Here is a 17,465-nt window from a genome sequence, read left to right as displayed (position 1 = left end):
GAGGCCCACCCGACGCGGCCACCACACGGATCGTCGTCCGCCGTCGAGGGTCCGGTGGGCGGGAAGGGAGGGGCGAGGGGGAGATCGCTGGCATCGACCCGCGCGGTCTCCGGGGTCTTCGGTGCGTGCGTGCACTTCGCGTCGTCATAGGTCGGGTCACCTCATATACGACACGTCACCCGACCTCCTGCTACGCGAAGTGCACGGGATGTTCGCGGACCTCTGCCCGCCGCGCCCGGGCCCCGGGGCCGCGTCGACGTCGAAGGGCGTCCATGGCCGCGCCGTCGGGGCGAGCCCCTCAGCCACCGATCACGGTCCGCAGCAGCCAGGGCGCCGCGAGCAGGAGCACGGCGACGGCGAGCCCCACGAGGTCGTGCTTCGTGAACGGGCTGGGCAGCGCCCAGGTCCGGTGCTGCGCGGTCGCGAAGCCGCGGGCATCCATCGCGAGCGCCTGCTGTTCGGTGCCCCGCACGGCGTCGACCAGGAGGGCGAGGGTGCACGAGGCGAGCAGCCGCACGAGTGCCGCCGTCGACTGCAGCGGATGGCGCAGGTCGCGTCGCGCCCCGAGGCCGCGCAGGCGGCGGCTGGTCATGATGCGCTCCCAGACGTCGGCCGTGAGCCCGGCCCGCACGAGTCCCGCGACGCTCGCCGCGACCGGTCGACCGGGCAGACGCAGCCTCCCGCCGAGGGCGTCTCCGAGCCGGGTCGGGTCGAGGGAGGCGAAGATCAGCACGCCGGGAGCCACGAAGTACCCGATCCGCAGAGCCTCCTTGAGACCGAGCAGCCAGGTCGCCCCGGACAGCACGGGCAGGGGAGAGGCGAGCACCGTGGACCAGCAGAGACCGACCGCCGCGAGCACGATCGGGACCAGACGCAGCGCCGTGCTCCGCACCCCGCGCACGGCGAGCGGTGCGAGGACCACCACCAGCAAGCATGCGAGGAGCCCCAGCTGCCAGCGGTCGATCGCGAAGCAGCCGACGGCAGCCGCCACCGCGATCACGATCGTGGTCAGCGGATTGAGCGCGTCAGCAGGCGCAGGACGGGGACGACGGGGCGGGCGAAGAGTGGTGTCGTATGTCGGTGTCGGTGTCGGTGTCGGTGTCGGTGTCGGTGTCGGTGTCGGGGTCGGTGCCGATGCCGAGTCGCGCGCGGCGCCGGGCACAGCCGACTCCGGGGCGGCGGGGAGCGCGTCGTCGTCGCGCGTGCTCATCTGCTCCGCGAGGGCCAGGCGCACGTTCGCGCGGGCGACGAGATCGGGGTCGTGCGTCGCGGCCAGCACCGCGCAGCCTCCTGCGGTCGCCTCCTCGAGCAGGGCGAACAGCTGGATGCGACGTTCCCGGTCGAGTCCCACGGTCGGCTCGTCCAGCACGAGCAGGGCGGGCTCCTGGGCGAGGGCGGCGATGATCGCGAGGCGCCGCTGCTCACCTCCGGAGAGCTCGAACGGCTGAGCGTCCGAGAGGTGTGCGAGGTCGGCGCGCTGCAGCAGGCTCTCGGCGAGGTCGGGGTCGCGCGCCCAGGGCGAGGCGGTGACCTCCTCGCGCACGCTCCGCGCGACGAACGCGTGCTCGGGCTCCTGCGGGACAAAGCCGATCTTCGAGGTCTCGGGGCCCTCGAGGTGTCCTCCGGCCGGATCGGCGAGACCCAGGATGGTGCGCAGCAGCGTGGTCTTCCCGCTGCCGCTCGGGCCGGTGATCACGGCGAGTGCTCCTGCGGGGACGTCCAGGTCGAGGCCGTCGAGGAGAGGTGAGCTGACTGCCTGCCTCCCCCGGGCCTCGTCCCGTCGCCGCCGCCGCGCGATCGAGACCCTCGAGAGCGACAGCACCGCCTGTCCGGGTGGGCCGGATGCACGTGCCACGTCGGGCGCGGCGGCCGGATCGGGAGCAGCGTCCGGATCGGGGCCAGCGAGCACGTCCTCAGGGGAGCCGTCAGCCAGCACGTGCGCCTGCGCTCCGAGCACGATCACGCGGTCCACGTGCGGGGCCCAGCCGTCGGCGTCGTGATCGGCGACCACCAGGGTGCGATCACCGACCGCATCCAGGATCGCGGCGCGGACCTCGCGGGCCGTCGGCCGATCGAGCATGCTCAGCGGCTCGTCCAGCAGCAGCGCGCCGGGATCCAGGGCCAGGGAGCCGGCGAGGGCGAGCCTCTGCTGCTGCCCTCCGCTGAGGTCCCACGGCGAGGTCGCGGCGCCCACGCTCACGCGTGCCGCAAGCAGGGCGGAGGTGACCCGGCGCTGGATCTCCTCGCGGTCCAGCGCCGCGTTCTCCGGACCGAATGCCGCGTCCCGGCCGACGCTGCCACCGATCAGGGCGTGCAGCGGCTGCTGCAGGAGCAGACCGCGCTCGCCCGGCCGGGTGGGGCCGGGGGCCTCGCCCGTGAGGTCGCCCGTGCTGGTGTCGAGCAGGCCCGTGAGGGCACGGAGCACGGTCGACTTGCCGCCACCGCTGGGACCCGTGAGCAGCACGCGCTGACCGGCCGGGATGTGCAGGGTGAGGTCGTCGATCGTCGGCCGGGAGCGGGTCGACGGTGTCCAGGTGACGGCCTCGAGACCGAGCGCCGCGGCGGGCGTCGGCGGCACGGCGGACTGCACCGATGCGGCCGGCACGGCTGGCGCGGCGGACGGAGCAGATGCGGCAGACGCGGCAGACGCGGCAGATGCGTCGGGCACGGAGGCGTCGGATGCGGGACACGTTCCGGCGCCGGACGCGTCGCCGTTCGTCCCGTCGGCCCCGGAACTCGTCCCGATAGCCGTCGCCCCCGCGCTCATGCGCGCGACCGCCGCCCCCACTGGCGCCCGGCCGGGAAGGCGCTCAGGGCGCCGGTCGCGCCGAGCGCGCGCACGATCAGCCACCCCAGCACTCCGCACAGCAGCGCGCCGGAGACGAGGAAGAAGCCCAGCAGCGCCCAGGCCGAGGTCCAGGACCACTCCGGGTAGTAGGAGAAGCGCTCGTAGACCCATTCGAGGATCCCCGAGAGCGCGCCGCCGGCGATCGCCACGGGCAGGGTGAAGCGTCGGTAGGCGGTGACGAGGAACGCGATCTCGACGCCTCCGCCCTGCAGCAGGCCGCTGACCACGGTGCCGATGCCCCACTGTCCGCCGAGGGCCATCTCGAGGACGGCGGCGATGACCTCGGCCAGCACGGCCGCGCCGGGACGGCGCACGATGAGCATGGCCACCAGCGCGGGCAGGAACCACACGCCCGCGAGCAGGCCCACCGACGGCGGCAGGACGGCCTGCAGCGGTGTGAAGAGCGTGTACACCTGCCCCCAGGCGAGGAATACGAAGGCGAAGACGACGCCGATCGCGACGGTCAGCACGAGGTCCACGGTGCGATAGGCCAGCAGCGGCCGACGTGCGAGGGCGCCGGCGGCTCGAGCCGGGGCGTCGCCGGACGCCGCGGCGGACGTCCTGGAGTGCACGGTCTTCTCCGGCCGCGAGGACGGCGCGGCGGGGGTGGAGCTGGTCGACATCTGGTTCTCCTTCCGATGCGGAAGGGGCCGCGAGGCCCGTCGGCCCGGATGCAGGCACCCGGCGCGGCGGACATCGCAGAAGAATCCCGACTCCCTACGCCGGTGTGAACCGGATCAGGTTCGAGGGTCTGCGCTCGGTGCGCACTCTCAGCACCGCTGCGGTGCTCCCCTGTCTGTGGATGTCGTCACCGATGCTATCGCGCGCCGAGGTCAGTGCCCCCGTGGTGTGCGCCAGATCGCCCGAGGGCACGCGCGGCCCCGATCGACCCCTGGGACGGCCCGGACCGGCACGGACCGGCACCCGATCGGCTCCGGTTCGGCGTAGACCGGCGCGGACCACGTCCGGTTCGGCGGGGACCGGCGCGGCACAGCCTCGAGTGGTGCGAAACGGTCGTCACAATCGATCTTGGCGACCGTTTCGTGCCACTCGATCCGCTGCCGCGTCGGGATCGCCGCGGCCGCCGGGGATCAGCGGCGGGCGCGGATGGACCGGTCGATCGCCTCGGCCGCGGCTGTCGGATCGTCGGGGGAGAGCAGGTAGTGCGTGCCCTCCCTGCCGATGATCTCCACGAGCGTGCCGGGACGCGAGACCATCAGACGGTACGCGGACTGCTGCTCCCCGGTCGTGAAGACCTTGCGGCCGGGCAGCGCCTCGAGCGATGCGCGGTCGGCGGCGAGCACGCGCCCGCGGCGCCAGCCGAGCCCGCCCGCCGTCACGCCGAGCGATTCGCCCGGGATGCGGCGCAGCTGCACGGTGCGGAAGTCGGCCACGGGCCATGCCGGGCGGGGCAGGAAGCCGCCGAGGCTCACGGTCACCCCGTCGCCGTCCACCACGAAGCGGGTCGCCAGCCGCATCCACGACCAGAAGGCGTACACGAGCACGGCCAGGGCGAGCACCAGACCCAGCACGACCGTCTCCCCCCGCGCCCAGGCGAGCGCGTACCCGGCGATGCCGACGCCGATCAGCACGCTCACGCCGATGCGGGTCCAGCCCACCGCGCCGGGCGTGGTCCGGCCCACGTGGAAGGGCGCCTCGGGTCTGCTCACCGCGTCCTCACCAGATGCTCACGCGGTCCTCGGGCGCGCGGTACATCGCGTCGCCCTCGCGCACGTCGAAGGCCTCGTGGAACGTGTCGAGGTTGCTCGCGATCGCGTTGCAGCGGAACTCGGCGGGGGAGTGCGGGTCGATCGCCAGCATGCGCGCTGCGTCCTGCGCCCTGGACTTCGCGCGCCACACCGTGGCCCAGGACCAGAACACGCGCTGCAGGCCGCTCATGTCGTCCAGGCGCGGCGGGTTCCCGCCGGAGCGCGCGAGGTAGGCCTTGATCGCGATGGTGAGCCCGCCCAGGTCGCCGATGTTCTCTCCGATCGTGAGGCCGCCGTTGACGTGCGGGAGGTCGGAGGCGCCCGCCGCATCCGCGCCGTCGGCCGACTCCGTCCCGTCGCCCCCATCGGCCGCGTCGGACGCCGTCGCCTCCGCCTGCTCGCGCAGCACGCGCGGGGTGAGGGCGTCGAACTGGCCGATGAGGGCGCGGGTGCGCTGCTCGAAGGCCTCGCGGTCCTCGTCGGTCCACCACGAGCGCAGGTTGCCCTCGCCGTCGTACTTGGAGCCCTGGTCGTCGAAGCCGTGGCCGATCTCGTGGCCGATGACGGCCCCGATCCCGCCGAAGTTCACGGCGTCCTCGGCGTCGGCGTCGAAGAAGGGCGGCTCGAGGATCGCGGCGGGGAACACGATCTCGTTCGCGCCGGGGTTGTAGTACGCGTTGACCGTCTGCGGGGTCATGTGCCACTCGTCGCGGTCGACGGGCCCGGCGAGCTTCGCGAAGTCATGGGCGGCGTCGTGCGCGCGGGCGGCACGGACCGAGGCGACGAGGTCGCGCGGGTCGAGCTCGAGGCCCTCGTAGGTGCGCCAGACGTCCGGGTAGGCGATCTTCGGCGTGAACAGCTCGAGCTTGGCCAGGGCCTTCTCGCGGGTTCCCGGCGTCATCCACTCGAGCGTCGAGATCGACTCCCGGTAGGCGTCCAGCAGCGCGCCGACGAGCTCCTGCATGCGCGCCTTGTGGTCCGGCGGGAAGTGCCGCGCGACGTAGTCCTGTCCGATCGCGAAGCCGACGGCTCCCTCGACCAGCGAGATGCCGCGCTTCCAGCGCTCGCGCAGCTGCTCGGCGCCCGAGAGGGTGCGCCCGGAGAAGTCGAAGTCCTCCTCGACGAATGCGGAGGAGAGGTACGGGGCATAGGCGCCGACGGTGTGCAGGGCGGCCCAGGTGCGCAGCACGGCCAGGTCCTCCGCCGCGAGCAGCGGAGCGAGGGCCTCGACGTACTCGGGCTGGCTGACGCAGACCACGTCGAAGGCGCCGTCGGGCGCTCCGGTGCCCTCGACGAACGCGTCCCAGGGGAACGCGGGGGCGAGGGCGTCGCGCTGCGCGGCGTCCATCGGGTTGTTCGACTTCTCGCTGTCGCGCAGGCGCACCCGGTCCACGTGGCAGGCGGCCAGCCGGGTCTCGAAGTCCATCACGGCGCGGGCCATCGCGCGCGAGTCCCCGTCGAGCAGGCCCTCGCGGCCGGGCAGCGCGGCCAGATCGGCGAGGCGCGCCAGGTGCCCGACGTACGCCTCGCGGATCGGCGCGTAGGAGTCCTCGCGGTAGTACGACTCGTCGGGCAGTCCCAGCCCGCCCTGGTGCAGCTTGATCTGGTAGTGGGAGGAGTCGTCGTCATCGGTCCACACGTAGGCGTGCAGCGCGCTGGTCCCGGCCACGGGGGAGGCGAGCAGCCGCACCAGGTCCTCGAGCGAGCCGGCGGAGGCGACCTCGTCGAGCAGCGGGGCGAGCGGGTCCGCCCCGGCGGCCTCGACCGCGTCCTCGTCCATGAACAGCCGGTAGAGCAGGCCGACGCGTCCGCGGTCCGTCTCCGGGGAGCGGCCCGCCTCGAGCACCGCGGAGAGCTCGGGGTCGTCGGCGGCCTCCTCGACGATCGCGCGCACGCGCTCCTCCGCCAGATCGCGCAGGCGCCGGAACTCGCCGTCGGAGGCCCGGTCGGCGGGGATCTCGTGCTCCGCGAGCCAGGCGCCGTTCACGTGCCCGAACAGATCGTCCTGGACCCGGATCGACTCCTCGACGCCGCTGCGATCCAGGCCCGAGTGGACCTCTGTGCCGGTCGGTGCTGCGGTCGTGGTGCTGTCGGAGGGGACGGCATCGGTCATGGTGACTCCTTCGTCGGGGAGGGCGGCATCAGGCCGGGTGGTGGAACGGGCGCGGGTGCGGCGACGCGACGCCGCTCCCGCCTGCCGGGCCGACCGCGGACGCGCTCCGCGCGCCGCGCGCCGACCCGATCTCGCGGATCAGAGGGTGGACAGTCCCAGCAGCGCGAGCGCGGCGGTGAGCACGCCGATCCCGAAGGGCGCGTACGCCCACAGGGTGTGCGTGCGCTCGCCCGGGCTGCGGCGCTGCAGGATCAGGGTGGACAGGCCCGTCGCGATCGACAGCACGATGGTGCCGATCGTGAGCACGGGGGAGAGCACGATCAGCACGGTCGCGCCGATCTGGAAGAGCGCGGTGCCCACGACGTCCAGGACGCGCAGCACCATCGAGCGGGGCACGCTCACCTTCTCGGTGAGGAAGGTGCCGACGGCCTCCGTCGCCCAGGCGGAGGGCGCGGCGATCCGGCGCCGCGCGCTCACCGTCTGCGCGGTGGCCAGCACGATCCAGACCAGTGCCGCGCCGAGCCCGAGCCAGATGCCCATGGGGCCGACGGCCTCCGAGGGCCACAGCAGGCCCGCGAAGAGGACCGCGGCCAGGCGCAGGACCTCCTCGACGGTCGAGCGCACGGCCATCGGTCCGGGGTTGACCGCGAGGCGCCTCTGCACCTTCGAGACGAACATGCTGGTGATCACGACGACCATGAGCTGGAGGGCGCCGAGAGCGATGCCGAGCACGAGCGGCAGGGGCGTCGAGGGCGTCGCGGGCAGGCAGATGAGCACGAGGGCGACGGCGACCGCGGGGATCACGAGCGAGACGATCGACAGTCCGCGCACGAGCGCGCTGACGATCTCCGCGCCGGTGGGCGGATGGTCGTGCCCGGTGTGGTCGTGGGGGTCCGAGCCGTGCGGGTCGCTGCTGCAGGAGGCGGCCTCGGCGGGGGCCTCGGGATCCGCGGCGGAGGACGGGGAGGACGAGGTGGTCATGGGGCTCCTTCGAAGTCGCTCCACTGTATCGGCCGTGCCTGGTGCCCCGCTGGTGGCAGGCCGCTCGAGGAGGCGGGCGGAACACAGGGCATCGGTGCGGATGCGCTGGTGCGCGACGCCTCGGGGCCGGCGTTCGTCATCTCCGTGTGAGGTTCTCCCCACCCGGGGCCACGGGCGTCCGGGGACCGGACATTCTCCCGGACATGGCCCATGGTCGTGTGGAAACATGTCCCCGTGACCCGCGACCAGCCCTGCGACGACGCCCGGACCTCGGACGGCGACGTCCTCGAGCGCGCCATCGGCGCGGTGGTCGCGGCGGCCGCGGGCGACGCCCTGGGCGCGCCGTACGAGTTCCAGGGCCCCATCGCCCCGAGCGAGGACGTGGGCATGATCGGCGGCGGCGTCCTGGAATGGGGCGAGGCGGAGTGGACCGACGACACCTCGATGGCGATCGTCGTGCTCGAGGCGGCGGCCGCGACGCCCGGCACCCATGACCTGCGCACGGCGTCCGCCCTCGACCAGATCGCGCGCGAGTGGTACGCGTGGTCGATGGGCACCCCCGACATCGGCGCCCTGACCTCGACCGTCATGCGCCGTGCGGCCGACGTGGCCCGCGGGGCCGGACACTCCATGCCTCATGCGAGCGATCTCCAGCAGGCCGCGGAGGACGCGCACCGCGACCTCCCACGGGTCGCGGGCAATGCCGCGCTCATGCGCTCCCACGCGAGCGTGCTGCCCTATCTCTTCTCCTCCGACGAGGACACCGAGGACGCGATCCGCACGATCTGCCGCCTCACCCACGTCCACCCCGACGCGGTCGAGGCATGCGTGCTGTGGGGTTTCGCGGTGCGTCACGCGATCCTGTGCGGGGAGATCGACGTGCGCGCGGCCCTGGACCGCCTCCCGGAGGAGCGCCGCGATCTCTGGCGCGAGCGCATCGAGGAGGCCGAGTCGGCGCGCCCGGTCGACTTCCCGCGCAACGGCTGGGTGGTGGCCGCGTTCCAGGGGGCGTGGTCGGCGGTGCACGGCGTGCTGCCCCTGCCCGAGGACCGCTTCGCCCGCCGTGCGGCCCTCGTGGATGCGCTCACCTCGGCGGTCCGCGCGGGCTACGACACCGATACCGTCGCGTGCATCACCGGTGCGCTGGTCGGCGCCGCGCTCGGTCCCAAGGCCGTGCCGCCGGAGTGGCGGCGCGAGATGTTCGGATGGCCCGGCTACGAGGTCGCCGAGCTGGAGAGCCTCGTCGAGCGCGTGGTCGCCCCGGCCGAGCAGCGCCGCTGCCCGTCCGACGCCGCCCGCTGAGGGGTCACTCGCTCCCGCCCGAGATCCGCAGACCGGTGCGCAGCGGCACGTCCTGGAACTGTCCCCCGACGTGTCGCACGCGCACTCCGCCCGGCACGCCCTCGAGTTCGCCGACCACCGTGAGCTGGGTGCGATAGGCGCGCAGGGCGGCGCCCAGGGCGGACGCCGAACCCGGCTGGTCGCGGAACGCGAAGGGCTCGCCACCGGCCACGGCCTCGGGGTCGGGCTCGCTCGCGACCTCGACGAACGGCACGCCCTGCGCGCGCGCCGCCCCGGCCGTCGCCTGATGCGCGCGCAGATGGTCGGGGTGTCCGTAGGTGCCCTGGTCGTCGTAGCCGAGGATCACGTCCGGCCGCACGTGCGCGATGAGCGCGGAGAGGTCCGCGATCTCCTGCTCGAGATCCTGATGGGTGAAGCTCGTCGGCCCCGCGCTCTCCGACGGACCCGCGACGCCTTCGCGCACCCAGCGCATGCCCGAGTCGCGGTAGCACCGGGGTGCGGCGCCCTCGGCCAGGGCCGGGGCCTCGCCGAGCATGTGGTGCTCATCGACGCCCAGCGCCCCGAGGGCACGGCGCACCTCCTGGGCGCGGACCTCCTCGAGCGGGCGCTCGTCGCCCTCGGCGATCGCCCCGGGGACGACCTCGCCCTCCTCGCCGCGGGTCGCCGTGGCGACCACGACGCGGGTGCCGCGCGAGGAGAGGTCGGCCAGCAGCGCACCGGTGGCGAGCGATTCGTCGTCGGGGTGGGCGTGGACTGCCAGCACGGTGCCGGCGGTGCGCACCAGATGCCAGGGGTCCGACGGGCCGTGGGCGGTCCCGCCGTGGACGACGGCCCGGTAGATCCGCTCGAGATGATGGGCGCACGCCTGCCAGGTGCGGGTCTCGGCGAAGGCGCGCACCGCGCGCGAGGCCTCCTGGAATGCCGATTCCTCGCCGATGAGGGATTCGACGGCCTCGGCCCAGACGTCGGGGTCGCGACCGGCGATCAGCCGGCTGCCGGGGCCCACTGCCTCCTGCACGCCACCCGCGCGGTCCCAGGCGACCACCGGGGTGCCGCTGGACTGCGCTTCGAGGGCGACGAGCCCGAACGTCTCCGACCAGCTGGGCAGCAGGAGGACGGCGGCCTCGCGCATGCGGGCGGCGAGCTCGTCCTGGTCCATGGAGCCGGCGAACGCGACGCGGTCGGCGAGGCCCAGCGAGCGGGCGGACTGCTCGAGCTCCGCACGATATGCGGAGAAGTCCTCCGAGGCCGCACCCACGAGCACCAGGCGGGCCGCGAAGGACGCGTCGAGCCGGGCGAGCACGTCGAGGGCGAGGTCCGGCGCCTTGAGGGGCTGCAGCCGTGCGGCGAACAGCATCGTGGGCTCCTCCAGACGCTGCCGAGCGCTCAGGGGAGAGGGATGGAAGCGGGCGGTGTCCACGCCCGGCGGGACCACGAGCACGCGATCCGAGGGGACCCCATAGCGCTCGCGGACCGTGCGGGCCTCGGCCTGCGAGACGGCGATGACCAGCTGGGACTCCCTCGCTGTGCGGCGCTCGCCGGGGATGCGGCCCGCGGACTCGGCGGGTTCTCCGGCGCCCAGCGTGGTCGAGCCCTCCGGGGCCGCGACGGAGTGGAAGGACTGCAGGTGGGGCAGCTGATGCCGGTGCGCGACGGGGAGTGCGGCCACGCCGCTGAACCAGTGGTGGGAGTGGATCAGGGAGTACGGCTCCCCGGCCTGCTCGGCGTCGGACACGAGGCGCTCGAGGTCCGCGGAGAACGGCTCGATGGCCTGCTCCATGGCGCTCTTGGCGAGCGGCGTCGCGGGCCCGCCGTGCAGCAGGACCTGGCGCAGGCGCGGGGCGACCGCGCAGATCGCGGGCGCGTCGGGGTCGCTGCGGCGGGTGACGATGTCGACCTGGTGGCCGGCCGCGGCGAGGGCGCGCGCCTGCTCGAGGACCACCACGTTCATGCCGCCGGCATCGGCGCTGCCGGGCACTGCGAGCGGGGAGGTGTGCAGCGAGACGAGCAGCAGGCGCAGCGGCGTGGTTGACATGTCCATCATCCTAGGAGTGCGCAGGCTCCTGCGGCGTGCGCGATCGCGCAGGGCGCACCCCGCCTCTGCGCCTGCGAGCCGGCGCAGAGGCCCCCTGGTGTTCGCTGGTGACGAAACCGGTGTGCGCCAGGCCTCTGTCATATTGAATGTTGGATGAAGGTCGATACCCTGAACTGCATGGACACCGCCCCCACGATCGACTGGCACGCATACAACGCCAGTGCTGCGGCGCGTCCCGCCCGGCGGGTCGTGACGCAAGCTGTGCACGCCGCGGGCGGAGATGGGCCCGGGAAGGTCGCGATCGACATCGGCGCCGGTGGTGGCGCCGACGCGCTCGAGTTCGCGCGCCGCGGATTGACCGTCCACGCCTACGACACCGATGACACGCTCACGCAGCGCCTCGTCGAGAACGAGCGCATGACCGGTCGCATCAACTTCCATCACATGGATGCGCGGGACGTCGAGCAGTTCCCCGCGGCCGACGTCGTCTACTCCGCGTACGCCCTGCCGATGCTGGGCCCGGACGGACTGCGCGAGATCTGGCCGAAGCTCACCGGAGCCCTGAAGATCGGCGGCGTCATCGCCGTGGACCTGTTCGGGGAGTCGGACAGCTGGGCCGAGCGCGAGGACATCGCGACCCTGAGCGCCCAGGAGATCGGTGAGATGTTCCGCGGCTTCCGCGTCCTGGACCGCGAGGTCCGCAACGAGGACGGCCGCTCCTACAGCTCCGCGAAGAAGCACTGGCACGTCGTCTCGACGCTGGCCCGCCGCCTGAGCTGAAGCGCGCGGGGTCCGTGCGTCGAGAGGCGCCGGCGCCTCACGCGGCACGGGCGGATCGCAGGCCGATCAGCGCCGAGCGCACCACCTGCTCCACGCTCGCGCAGCGACGCACACTCGCGCGACCCTGACGGCGCATCACCACGACCCATGCGGAGCCGCCCCGGTGGGGGAGCCTGCCGATCTCGATCCCGTCGGCGCTCCCAGCGCTCCGCGCTCCCGTCGGCGTGCCCGGGACCTGCACGAGCAGCGATCCGCTCGCGGTCTCCACGATGCGCCGCTCGAGCCCGGGCGCCCGCAGCAGGAGTCCCGCGCGGATGCGATCGCGCTCCCGGTGTGCGGACTGCTCGGGATGGACGGCGCGCACTCGCGACCCGGGACGTTCGACGGTATCCATGACTCCTCCTCCCCGCCGCCGGCGGCGCCGGCGGCAACGGTCCTCGGAGACTAGGAGAGGGGTGGGACGAACGAGCGTTCGAACGCCCTGCGCCCCCGATCACCGCCGCCATCGCCATCGCCATCTCCGCCGCCGCCCACGCGTCCAGGGATGGGTGCGATCCGCTAGGGTGTTCCCGGCGGCGATCCACCGCCCAGCCCGGCGTCGGCCCCAGCCCGCGCCCTCGGGGCGAAGGGGAGCAGATCCTCGGATCCGGACCGATCATCGTCGAGGCATCGCGCCGCCGACGCAGGCTGGGGATGCCATGGCGGCAGAGGTGAATCCGATGACCCGCTCCTCCGACTTCAAGAAGCTCGTGCGCGCCCGCATGGAGCGCACCGGCGAGAACTACACGGCGGCCCGCGCCGCTCTGCTCGCGCAGGCCGCGACCCGGCCCGAGCGCATCGCCGTCCCCACGCCCGACCCCGAGGCGGCGCGCGCACTCCACGAGAAGCTCATCCGCCCGTTCCTCATTCGCGGCGTGCTCGAGCGCATCCCCGCCAAGCGCAAGACGCGCCTCTCGGTGCTGCTCGAGCTGCTCGCGCGCTTCGCCCCCGGGGAGGTCTATACCGAGGCCGAGGTGGGCGACATCCTGCGGCCCGTCCACGAGGACGTCGCCTACCTGCGCCGTGAGCTCGTCGACTACGGGTACCTCGAGCGCGACGGCGTGGGAGCCTACTGGCTGCCGGCCGCGCCGCCGGCCCGTGTGGGCAACATGGCCCAGGAGGTCAGCGACTGGGAGGCCGTCTGGCTGCCGCGCTTCCTCGCCGGGACGCTCGAGGACGAGGCGGGCTCGTCCGCCGAGTCCGCCGAGTCCGCAGAACCCGCTGAGCCTGCGGAACCGGCTGAGCCCGCCGAGCGCGCGGAGCCCGCAGGCCCCGCGGACCCCACGATCAGCGCGTGAACGGCGCGGAGGCGTCGTCCAGGGCTGCGACGTCCTCGGCCGCGAGGTCGAGCGTGGCCCCGGCGACCAGCGCCGGGAGCTGAGCGGTGGTGCGGGCGGAGGCGACCGGCGCCGTCACGCCCTTCGCGCGCAGCCAGGCGAGGGCCACCGCCGTCGGCTCCGCGTCGTGGCGCTCGGCGACGTCGACCAGGGCGTCCACGAGGGCGAAGCCCTCGGGTGTGCCGTAGTCGGCGAGCTGGGCGCCGCGGGCGACCCCCTCGAGGTCGGCCGCCGAGCGGTACTTGCCGGTGAGCAGGCCGGCGGCGAGGGAGAAGTAGCTGAACAGGGCGAGGTCGTTCTCGTCGACGACCTGCCCGTAGCCGGTCTCGACGTCCGCGCGATGGGCGAGGGAGTACTGCACCTGGATGGCTGCGGGCACGGTGAGATCCTCCGCGCGGGCCGCCTCGATCCAGGCGCGCTGCCGCTCGGGGGAGAGGTTGGAGATACCGATGGCGCCCACCTTCCCGGCGCGCACCAGGGAGTCGAAGGTGCGGGCGAGCTCGGCGGGTGACTGGGTCTCGTCGTCGAAGTGGGCGTAGTAGAGGTCCACACGGTCGGTGCCCAGGCGGGCGAGGGAGTCCTCGAGGGCGGCCTCGACGTTCTCGCGCGCCAGACCCTTGCGGGAGGCGAGGGAGCCGACCTTCGTGGCGAGCACGACCTGGTCCCGGGCGCCGCGCGCGGCGAGCCAGCGGCCGATCACGGCCTCGGAGACGCCGCCGTCGTTGCCCGGTGCCCACGCGGAGTAGACGTCGGCGGTGTCGATCTGGCGGCCCCCGGCGGCGAGGAAGGCGTCGAGCACGGCGAAGGACTCGTCCTCGTCGCTGGTCCAGCCGAAGGTGTTGCCGCCGAGGACGAGGGGCAGGTCGCCGATGAGGTCGAGGGTCATGTGCATCTCCTGCGATGTCGAGAGGTGAGTGCTGATGCGTCACCGCCGACGATAGGACGATGACCTGACACGCGTCCGAGGGGCGTTCACGGGACGACACGACCCGCCGACGGGACTCAGGGCGCGGGCTCCTGGTCCTCGCGGGAGCGGCGGGCCAGGATGCGGCCGGCCGCGCCGAGCACCGTGTCCCGTCCTCCCGCGAGCCCGTCGGCCATCCCGGCGCGCAGCATGACCTCCGAGCCGAGCCTCCAGCCCTGGTCGACGAGGTGCCGCCGCGCGGCGTAGCGGGCCAGCGCCGGGCGGATCCGCTGCGCGCCGTCGAGCGCCGTGGCCAGGGCCGCCGCGTCCGAGAGCGCGGTGTTCGCCCCATGTCCCAGGTTCGGCGCCATCGCGTGCGCGGCGTCGCCGATCAGCACCACGTCCTCGCGCACGGGCCGCACCCGCGGGACCGTGAACAGGCCGTGCACCGTCGTGCGCGCGGGCGTCGACGCCTCGAGGACGGTGTCGATCGCCGCCCGTGCGCCGCCCACGACCTCGCTCAGGTGCGCGAGGTCGCCCTCGCGATCGGGCGCGCGGTGCTCGGGCACGGACGCGAACCAGTTGGTGCCGCCCCCGCTGAGCGGCGTGATGCCGAACAGCCACCCGCCGCCCCAGGTCTCCGAGATCTCCGGCGGTGCCTGTGGAGTGATGCCGCGCAGGATCGTCATCCCGTGCCCGCGGGCCCGGGCGCCCTCGCCCCAGCCGGAGAGCCGGGTCAGCGAGTGCAGTCCATCGGCGCCCACGAGCACGTCGGCGCCGCGCCGCAGCGGACGCACGTCCTGGACGCGCATCCGTCGCCGTCGGACCTCGCTCGGAAGCGCCCTGCGCAGGCACGCGAGCAGGTGCGGGCGCGGCACCAGCAGCGCCTCGCCCGAGGGCAGGGTCGCGAGCATCCTGCCATCGCGCCCCACCAGGCGTCCCTCGCGCGGGGCCGTCGCCCCTGCTGTCACGGCGTCGAGGACGCCGATCCGCGCGAGCACCCGCTGGGCCGGCGGGAACAGGGCGAGAGAGGTGCCCAGCGCCGGCTGCGCGAAGTCCTCGTCGATCAGCTCGACCTCGTGCCCGGCGGCGGTGATCAGGGCTGCCGCGGCGGTCCCGGCGACGCCCGCACCGAGGATCCGGACGCGCAGAACGCGCCGGAAGCGCTCGGGCCCGCTGGACGAGGGCCCGCGGCGGGCATCACGCACCCGGGACCGGCCTCTCCTCGGGGCCGACGTACTCCGAGAGCGGGCGGATCAGGGCGTTCGCGGCGCGCTGCTCCATGATGTGCGCGGTCCAGCCGGTGATCCGCGAGGCGATGAACAGCGGCGTGAACATCTCGGTGTCGAAGCCCATCAGGTGGTAGGTCGGCCCGGCGGGGTAGTCGAGGTTGGGCTTGATGGCCTTCGCCTCGTCCATCGACTGTTCGAGCCCGTTGTAGAGCCCGAGGATCTCGGGGCGGCCCACGTGCTCGATCATCGCGTCCAGAGCCTGCTTCATGGTGGGCACGCGGGAATCGCCGTTCTTGTAGACGCGGTGCCCGAAGCCCATGACCTTCTTCTTCTGCGCGAGGGCGTCGTCCATCCAGGACTTCGCGCGGTCCTTGGCCTCGGCCTCGGGCTCCTCGGGACGGATCCCGATCTCCTCGAAGGTGTGCATCACGGCCTCGTTGGCGCCGCCGTGCAGCGGCCCCTTGAGGGCGCCGATCGCGCCGACGACCGCCGAGTGCAGATCCGAGAGGGTCGAGGTGATGACGCGCGCGGTGAAGGTCGAGGCGTTGAAGGAGTGCTCGGCGTAGAGCACCATCGAGACGCGGAAGGCGTCGACGAGCTCGGGCGCCGCCTCCTCGCCGAAGGTCATCCACAGGAAGTTCTGGGAGTAGTCGAGGTCCTCGCGCGGGGCGATGGGCTCGGTGGGGCCGCCGGCGCGGCGCCGCCGCTGCTCGTAGGCGATCACGGCGGGCAGCTGCGCGAGCAGGCATCGCGCCTTCTCGAGCTCCGCGGCGGGCGAGTCGTCCTGCGCGGCGGGATCCAGGCCGCCGAGCACCGAGACGGCCGTGCGCACCGAGTCCATCGGGTGGCAGGTGGTGGGCAGGGAGTCCAGCGTCGCCTTCACCTCGGGCGCGAGCGCGCGGTGGGAGCGCTCGTGGGCGCGGTCCTCCTCGATCTCCGCGTCGGTGGGCAGCTCACCGGTCCACAGCAGATGGGCGACGGACTCGAAGGGCTGCGTCGCGGCGAGCTGCGGCACCGGGTATCCGCGGTAGAGCAGCGAGTTGGTCTCGGGATTGACCTTCGAGATCGCGGTGACGTCGGTGACGACCCCCGCGAGCCCGCGGTGGATCTCCGGGCCGTCCGACGGGTCCTGCGCGGGGTCGCTCTGGCTGTTCGGGCTCATGACTCGCTCCTCTGCTCGTCCGTGCTCATGGTTCCGCTGGTGCTGCTTCTGTGAGCGCTGTCTGCGGTGCCTGCGCTGTCCGCGGCGCCCGTGCCGTCGGTCCCGGCCCGGCCCGGGACCTCGAAGTCGAAGATGCCGGCGTCGAAGCTGCCGTAGCCCGCGTAGTCCACGAGGTCGTAGAGGCGGGCGCGGGTGAGCATGTCATCGACGCGGGAGGCCTGCGACCCCTCGACGCGGATGGACTGCAGGACCCGCTCGATCGCGCCCATCGCGGTGCGCAGCAGCGTCACGGGGTAGATCACGAGCGCGACGCCGGTCTGCGCCAGCTGCTCCCGCGTGAACAGCGGGGACTTCCCGAACTCGGTCATGTTCGCGAGCACGGGCACGTCGACCGCGCGGCACACGGCCTCGAACTCGGAGAGGTCGGCCATGGCCTCGGGGAAGATCGCGTCGGCCCCCGCATCCACGAGGGCGCGCATGCGCTCGATCGCCGCGTCGATCCCCGCCCCGGCGCGCAGGTCGGTGCGGGCCATCACCAGGAAGTTCGGGTCGCGCCGGGCGTCGACCGCGGCGCGGATCCGCTGCACGGCGGTCGCGGTGTCCACGGTGGCCTTGCCATCGAGGTGGCCGCAGCGCTTGGGGTTGACCTGGTCCTCGATGTGGCAGCCGGCCAGGCCCGCGTCCTCGAGCTCCTGGATCGTGCGGGCCACGTTCATGGGCTCGCCGAAGCCGGTGTCCGCGTCGATGAGGCAGGGCAGGTCGGTGGAGCGCGCGATCTGGCGCCCCCGCTGGGCCACCTCGCTCAGCGTGGTCAGCCCGATGTCCGGCAGGGCCAGCTCGTTGGCGATCACCGCCCCGGAGATGTAGACCCCGGGGAAGGATTGCTCCTGGATGAGCCGCGCGGAGAGCGGGGTGAAGGCGCCCGGGAAGGGCTGGGCGGCCCCCGGCAGCAGCAGGGCGCGCAGGTCCTCGCGCTTGGCCGCGGGGGTCCTCGTCGAATAGAGCATCAGCGGTCTCCTCTCC

At 73.6% G+C, this 17,465-nt stretch carries 14 protein-coding genes and 1 riboswitch; of the genes, 3 read left to right on the top strand and 11 right to left on the bottom strand.

Features of this window, described 5'->3' with window-relative positions; all coding sequences use genetic code 11:
• Window positions 1–298: 298 nt before the first annotated feature.
• From FHG10_RS11330 to FHG10_RS11310, 5 genes are all read right to left on the bottom strand, one after another.
• Window positions 299–2,578, bottom strand: a complete 2,280-nt coding sequence (locus FHG10_RS11330) for an ATP-binding cassette domain-containing protein (RefSeq protein WP_227488198.1) — start codon at window positions 2,576–2,578, stop codon at window positions 299–301.
• Between the two features lie 185 nt (window positions 2,579–2,763).
• Window positions 2,764–3,471 carry an ECF transporter S component gene (locus FHG10_RS11325; protein WP_227488197.1) on the bottom strand — a complete coding sequence of 236 codons (708 nt, stop codon included), beginning with the start codon at window positions 3,469–3,471 and terminating at the stop codon, window positions 2,764–2,766.
• Between the two features lie 74 nt (window positions 3,472–3,545).
• Window positions 3,546–3,652, bottom strand: a riboswitch (TPP riboswitch).
• Between the two features lie 287 nt (window positions 3,653–3,939).
• Complete coding sequence (locus tag FHG10_RS11320; RefSeq protein WP_152353441.1) at window positions 3,940–4,518, bottom strand: hypothetical protein; 579 nt, start codon at window positions 4,516–4,518, stop codon at window positions 3,940–3,942.
• Window positions 4,519–4,525: 7 nt separating this feature from the next.
• Window positions 4,526–6,670: a M13 family metallopeptidase gene (locus tag FHG10_RS11315; RefSeq protein WP_152353440.1), complete on the bottom strand. Its 2,145-nt coding sequence runs from the start codon at window positions 6,668–6,670 to the stop codon at window positions 4,526–4,528.
• A 138-nt stretch (window positions 6,671–6,808) separates the two neighbouring features.
• The gene (locus tag FHG10_RS11310; protein WP_152353439.1) at window positions 6,809–7,651 is read right to left on the bottom strand and encodes a hypothetical protein; all 843 of its coding nucleotides are present in this window, start codon (window positions 7,649–7,651) and stop codon (window positions 6,809–6,811) included.
• 234 nt (window positions 7,652–7,885) lie between these two features.
• Between FHG10_RS11310 and FHG10_RS11305 the strand changes: the two genes are divergently transcribed.
• The gene (locus tag FHG10_RS11305) at window positions 7,886–8,953 is read left to right on the top strand and encodes an ADP-ribosylglycohydrolase family protein (protein ID WP_227488196.1); all 1,068 of its coding nucleotides are present in this window, start codon (window positions 7,886–7,888) and stop codon (window positions 8,951–8,953) included.
• 4 nt (window positions 8,954–8,957) lie between these two features.
• Here the strand turns inward: FHG10_RS11305 and FHG10_RS18255 are convergent, their stop codons facing one another.
• Window positions 8,958–10,988 (bottom strand): glycosyltransferase, encoded by a 2,031-nt coding sequence (locus tag FHG10_RS18255; protein WP_152353437.1) that lies wholly within the window; start codon window positions 10,986–10,988, stop codon window positions 8,958–8,960.
• A 177-nt stretch (window positions 10,989–11,165) separates the two neighbouring features.
• Here FHG10_RS18255 and FHG10_RS11295 point away from each other — a divergent pair, with 177 nt between their 5' ends.
• The gene (locus FHG10_RS11295) at window positions 11,166–11,768 is read left to right on the top strand and encodes a class I SAM-dependent methyltransferase (protein WP_152353436.1); all 603 of its coding nucleotides are present in this window, start codon (window positions 11,166–11,168) and stop codon (window positions 11,766–11,768) included.
• 37 nt (window positions 11,769–11,805) lie between these two features.
• Here the strand turns inward: FHG10_RS11295 and FHG10_RS11290 are convergent, their stop codons facing one another.
• Window positions 11,806–12,162: a hypothetical protein gene (locus tag FHG10_RS11290; protein WP_152353435.1), complete on the bottom strand. Its 357-nt coding sequence runs from the start codon at window positions 12,160–12,162 to the stop codon at window positions 11,806–11,808.
• A gap of 325 nt (window positions 12,163–12,487) precedes the next feature.
• Here FHG10_RS11290 and FHG10_RS11285 point away from each other — a divergent pair, with 325 nt between their 5' ends.
• A complete protein-coding gene (locus FHG10_RS11285) occupies window positions 12,488–13,105 on the top strand; it encodes a DUF2087 domain-containing protein (RefSeq protein WP_152353434.1) in 618 nt (205 codons plus the stop codon).
• Here the strand turns inward: FHG10_RS11285 and FHG10_RS11280 are convergent.
• The 4 genes from FHG10_RS11280 to prpB form a co-directional block, all read right to left on the bottom strand.
• A complete protein-coding gene (locus FHG10_RS11280) occupies window positions 13,095–14,030 on the bottom strand; it encodes an aldo/keto reductase (protein ID WP_152353433.1) in 936 nt (311 codons plus the stop codon). The genes FHG10_RS11285 and FHG10_RS11280 overlap by 11 nt on opposite strands.
• A 116-nt stretch (window positions 14,031–14,146) precedes the next feature.
• Window positions 14,147–15,256: an FAD-dependent monooxygenase gene (locus tag FHG10_RS11275; protein WP_227488195.1), complete on the bottom strand. Its 1,110-nt coding sequence runs from the start codon at window positions 15,254–15,256 to the stop codon at window positions 14,147–14,149.
• Complete coding sequence (locus tag FHG10_RS11270; RefSeq protein WP_152353432.1) at window positions 15,249–16,442, bottom strand: bifunctional 2-methylcitrate synthase/citrate synthase; 1,194 nt, start codon at window positions 16,440–16,442, stop codon at window positions 15,249–15,251. Before FHG10_RS11270 ends, FHG10_RS11275 begins: the two co-directional genes overlap by 8 nt.
• A complete protein-coding gene (gene prpB, locus FHG10_RS11265) occupies window positions 16,439–17,449 on the bottom strand; it encodes a methylisocitrate lyase (RefSeq protein ID WP_152353431.1) in 1,011 nt (336 codons plus the stop codon). Before prpB ends, FHG10_RS11270 begins: the two co-directional genes overlap by 4 nt.
• Window positions 17,450–17,465 lie beyond the last annotated feature (16 nt).

The sequence above is a fragment of the Brachybacterium subflavum genome (assembly GCF_009299795.1).
GTDB lineage: Bacteria > Actinomycetota > Actinomycetes > Actinomycetales > Dermabacteraceae > Brachybacterium > Brachybacterium subflavum.
Note: the sequence above shows the minus strand (reverse complement) of the source record. Positions and strands in the feature narration are given on the sequence as shown.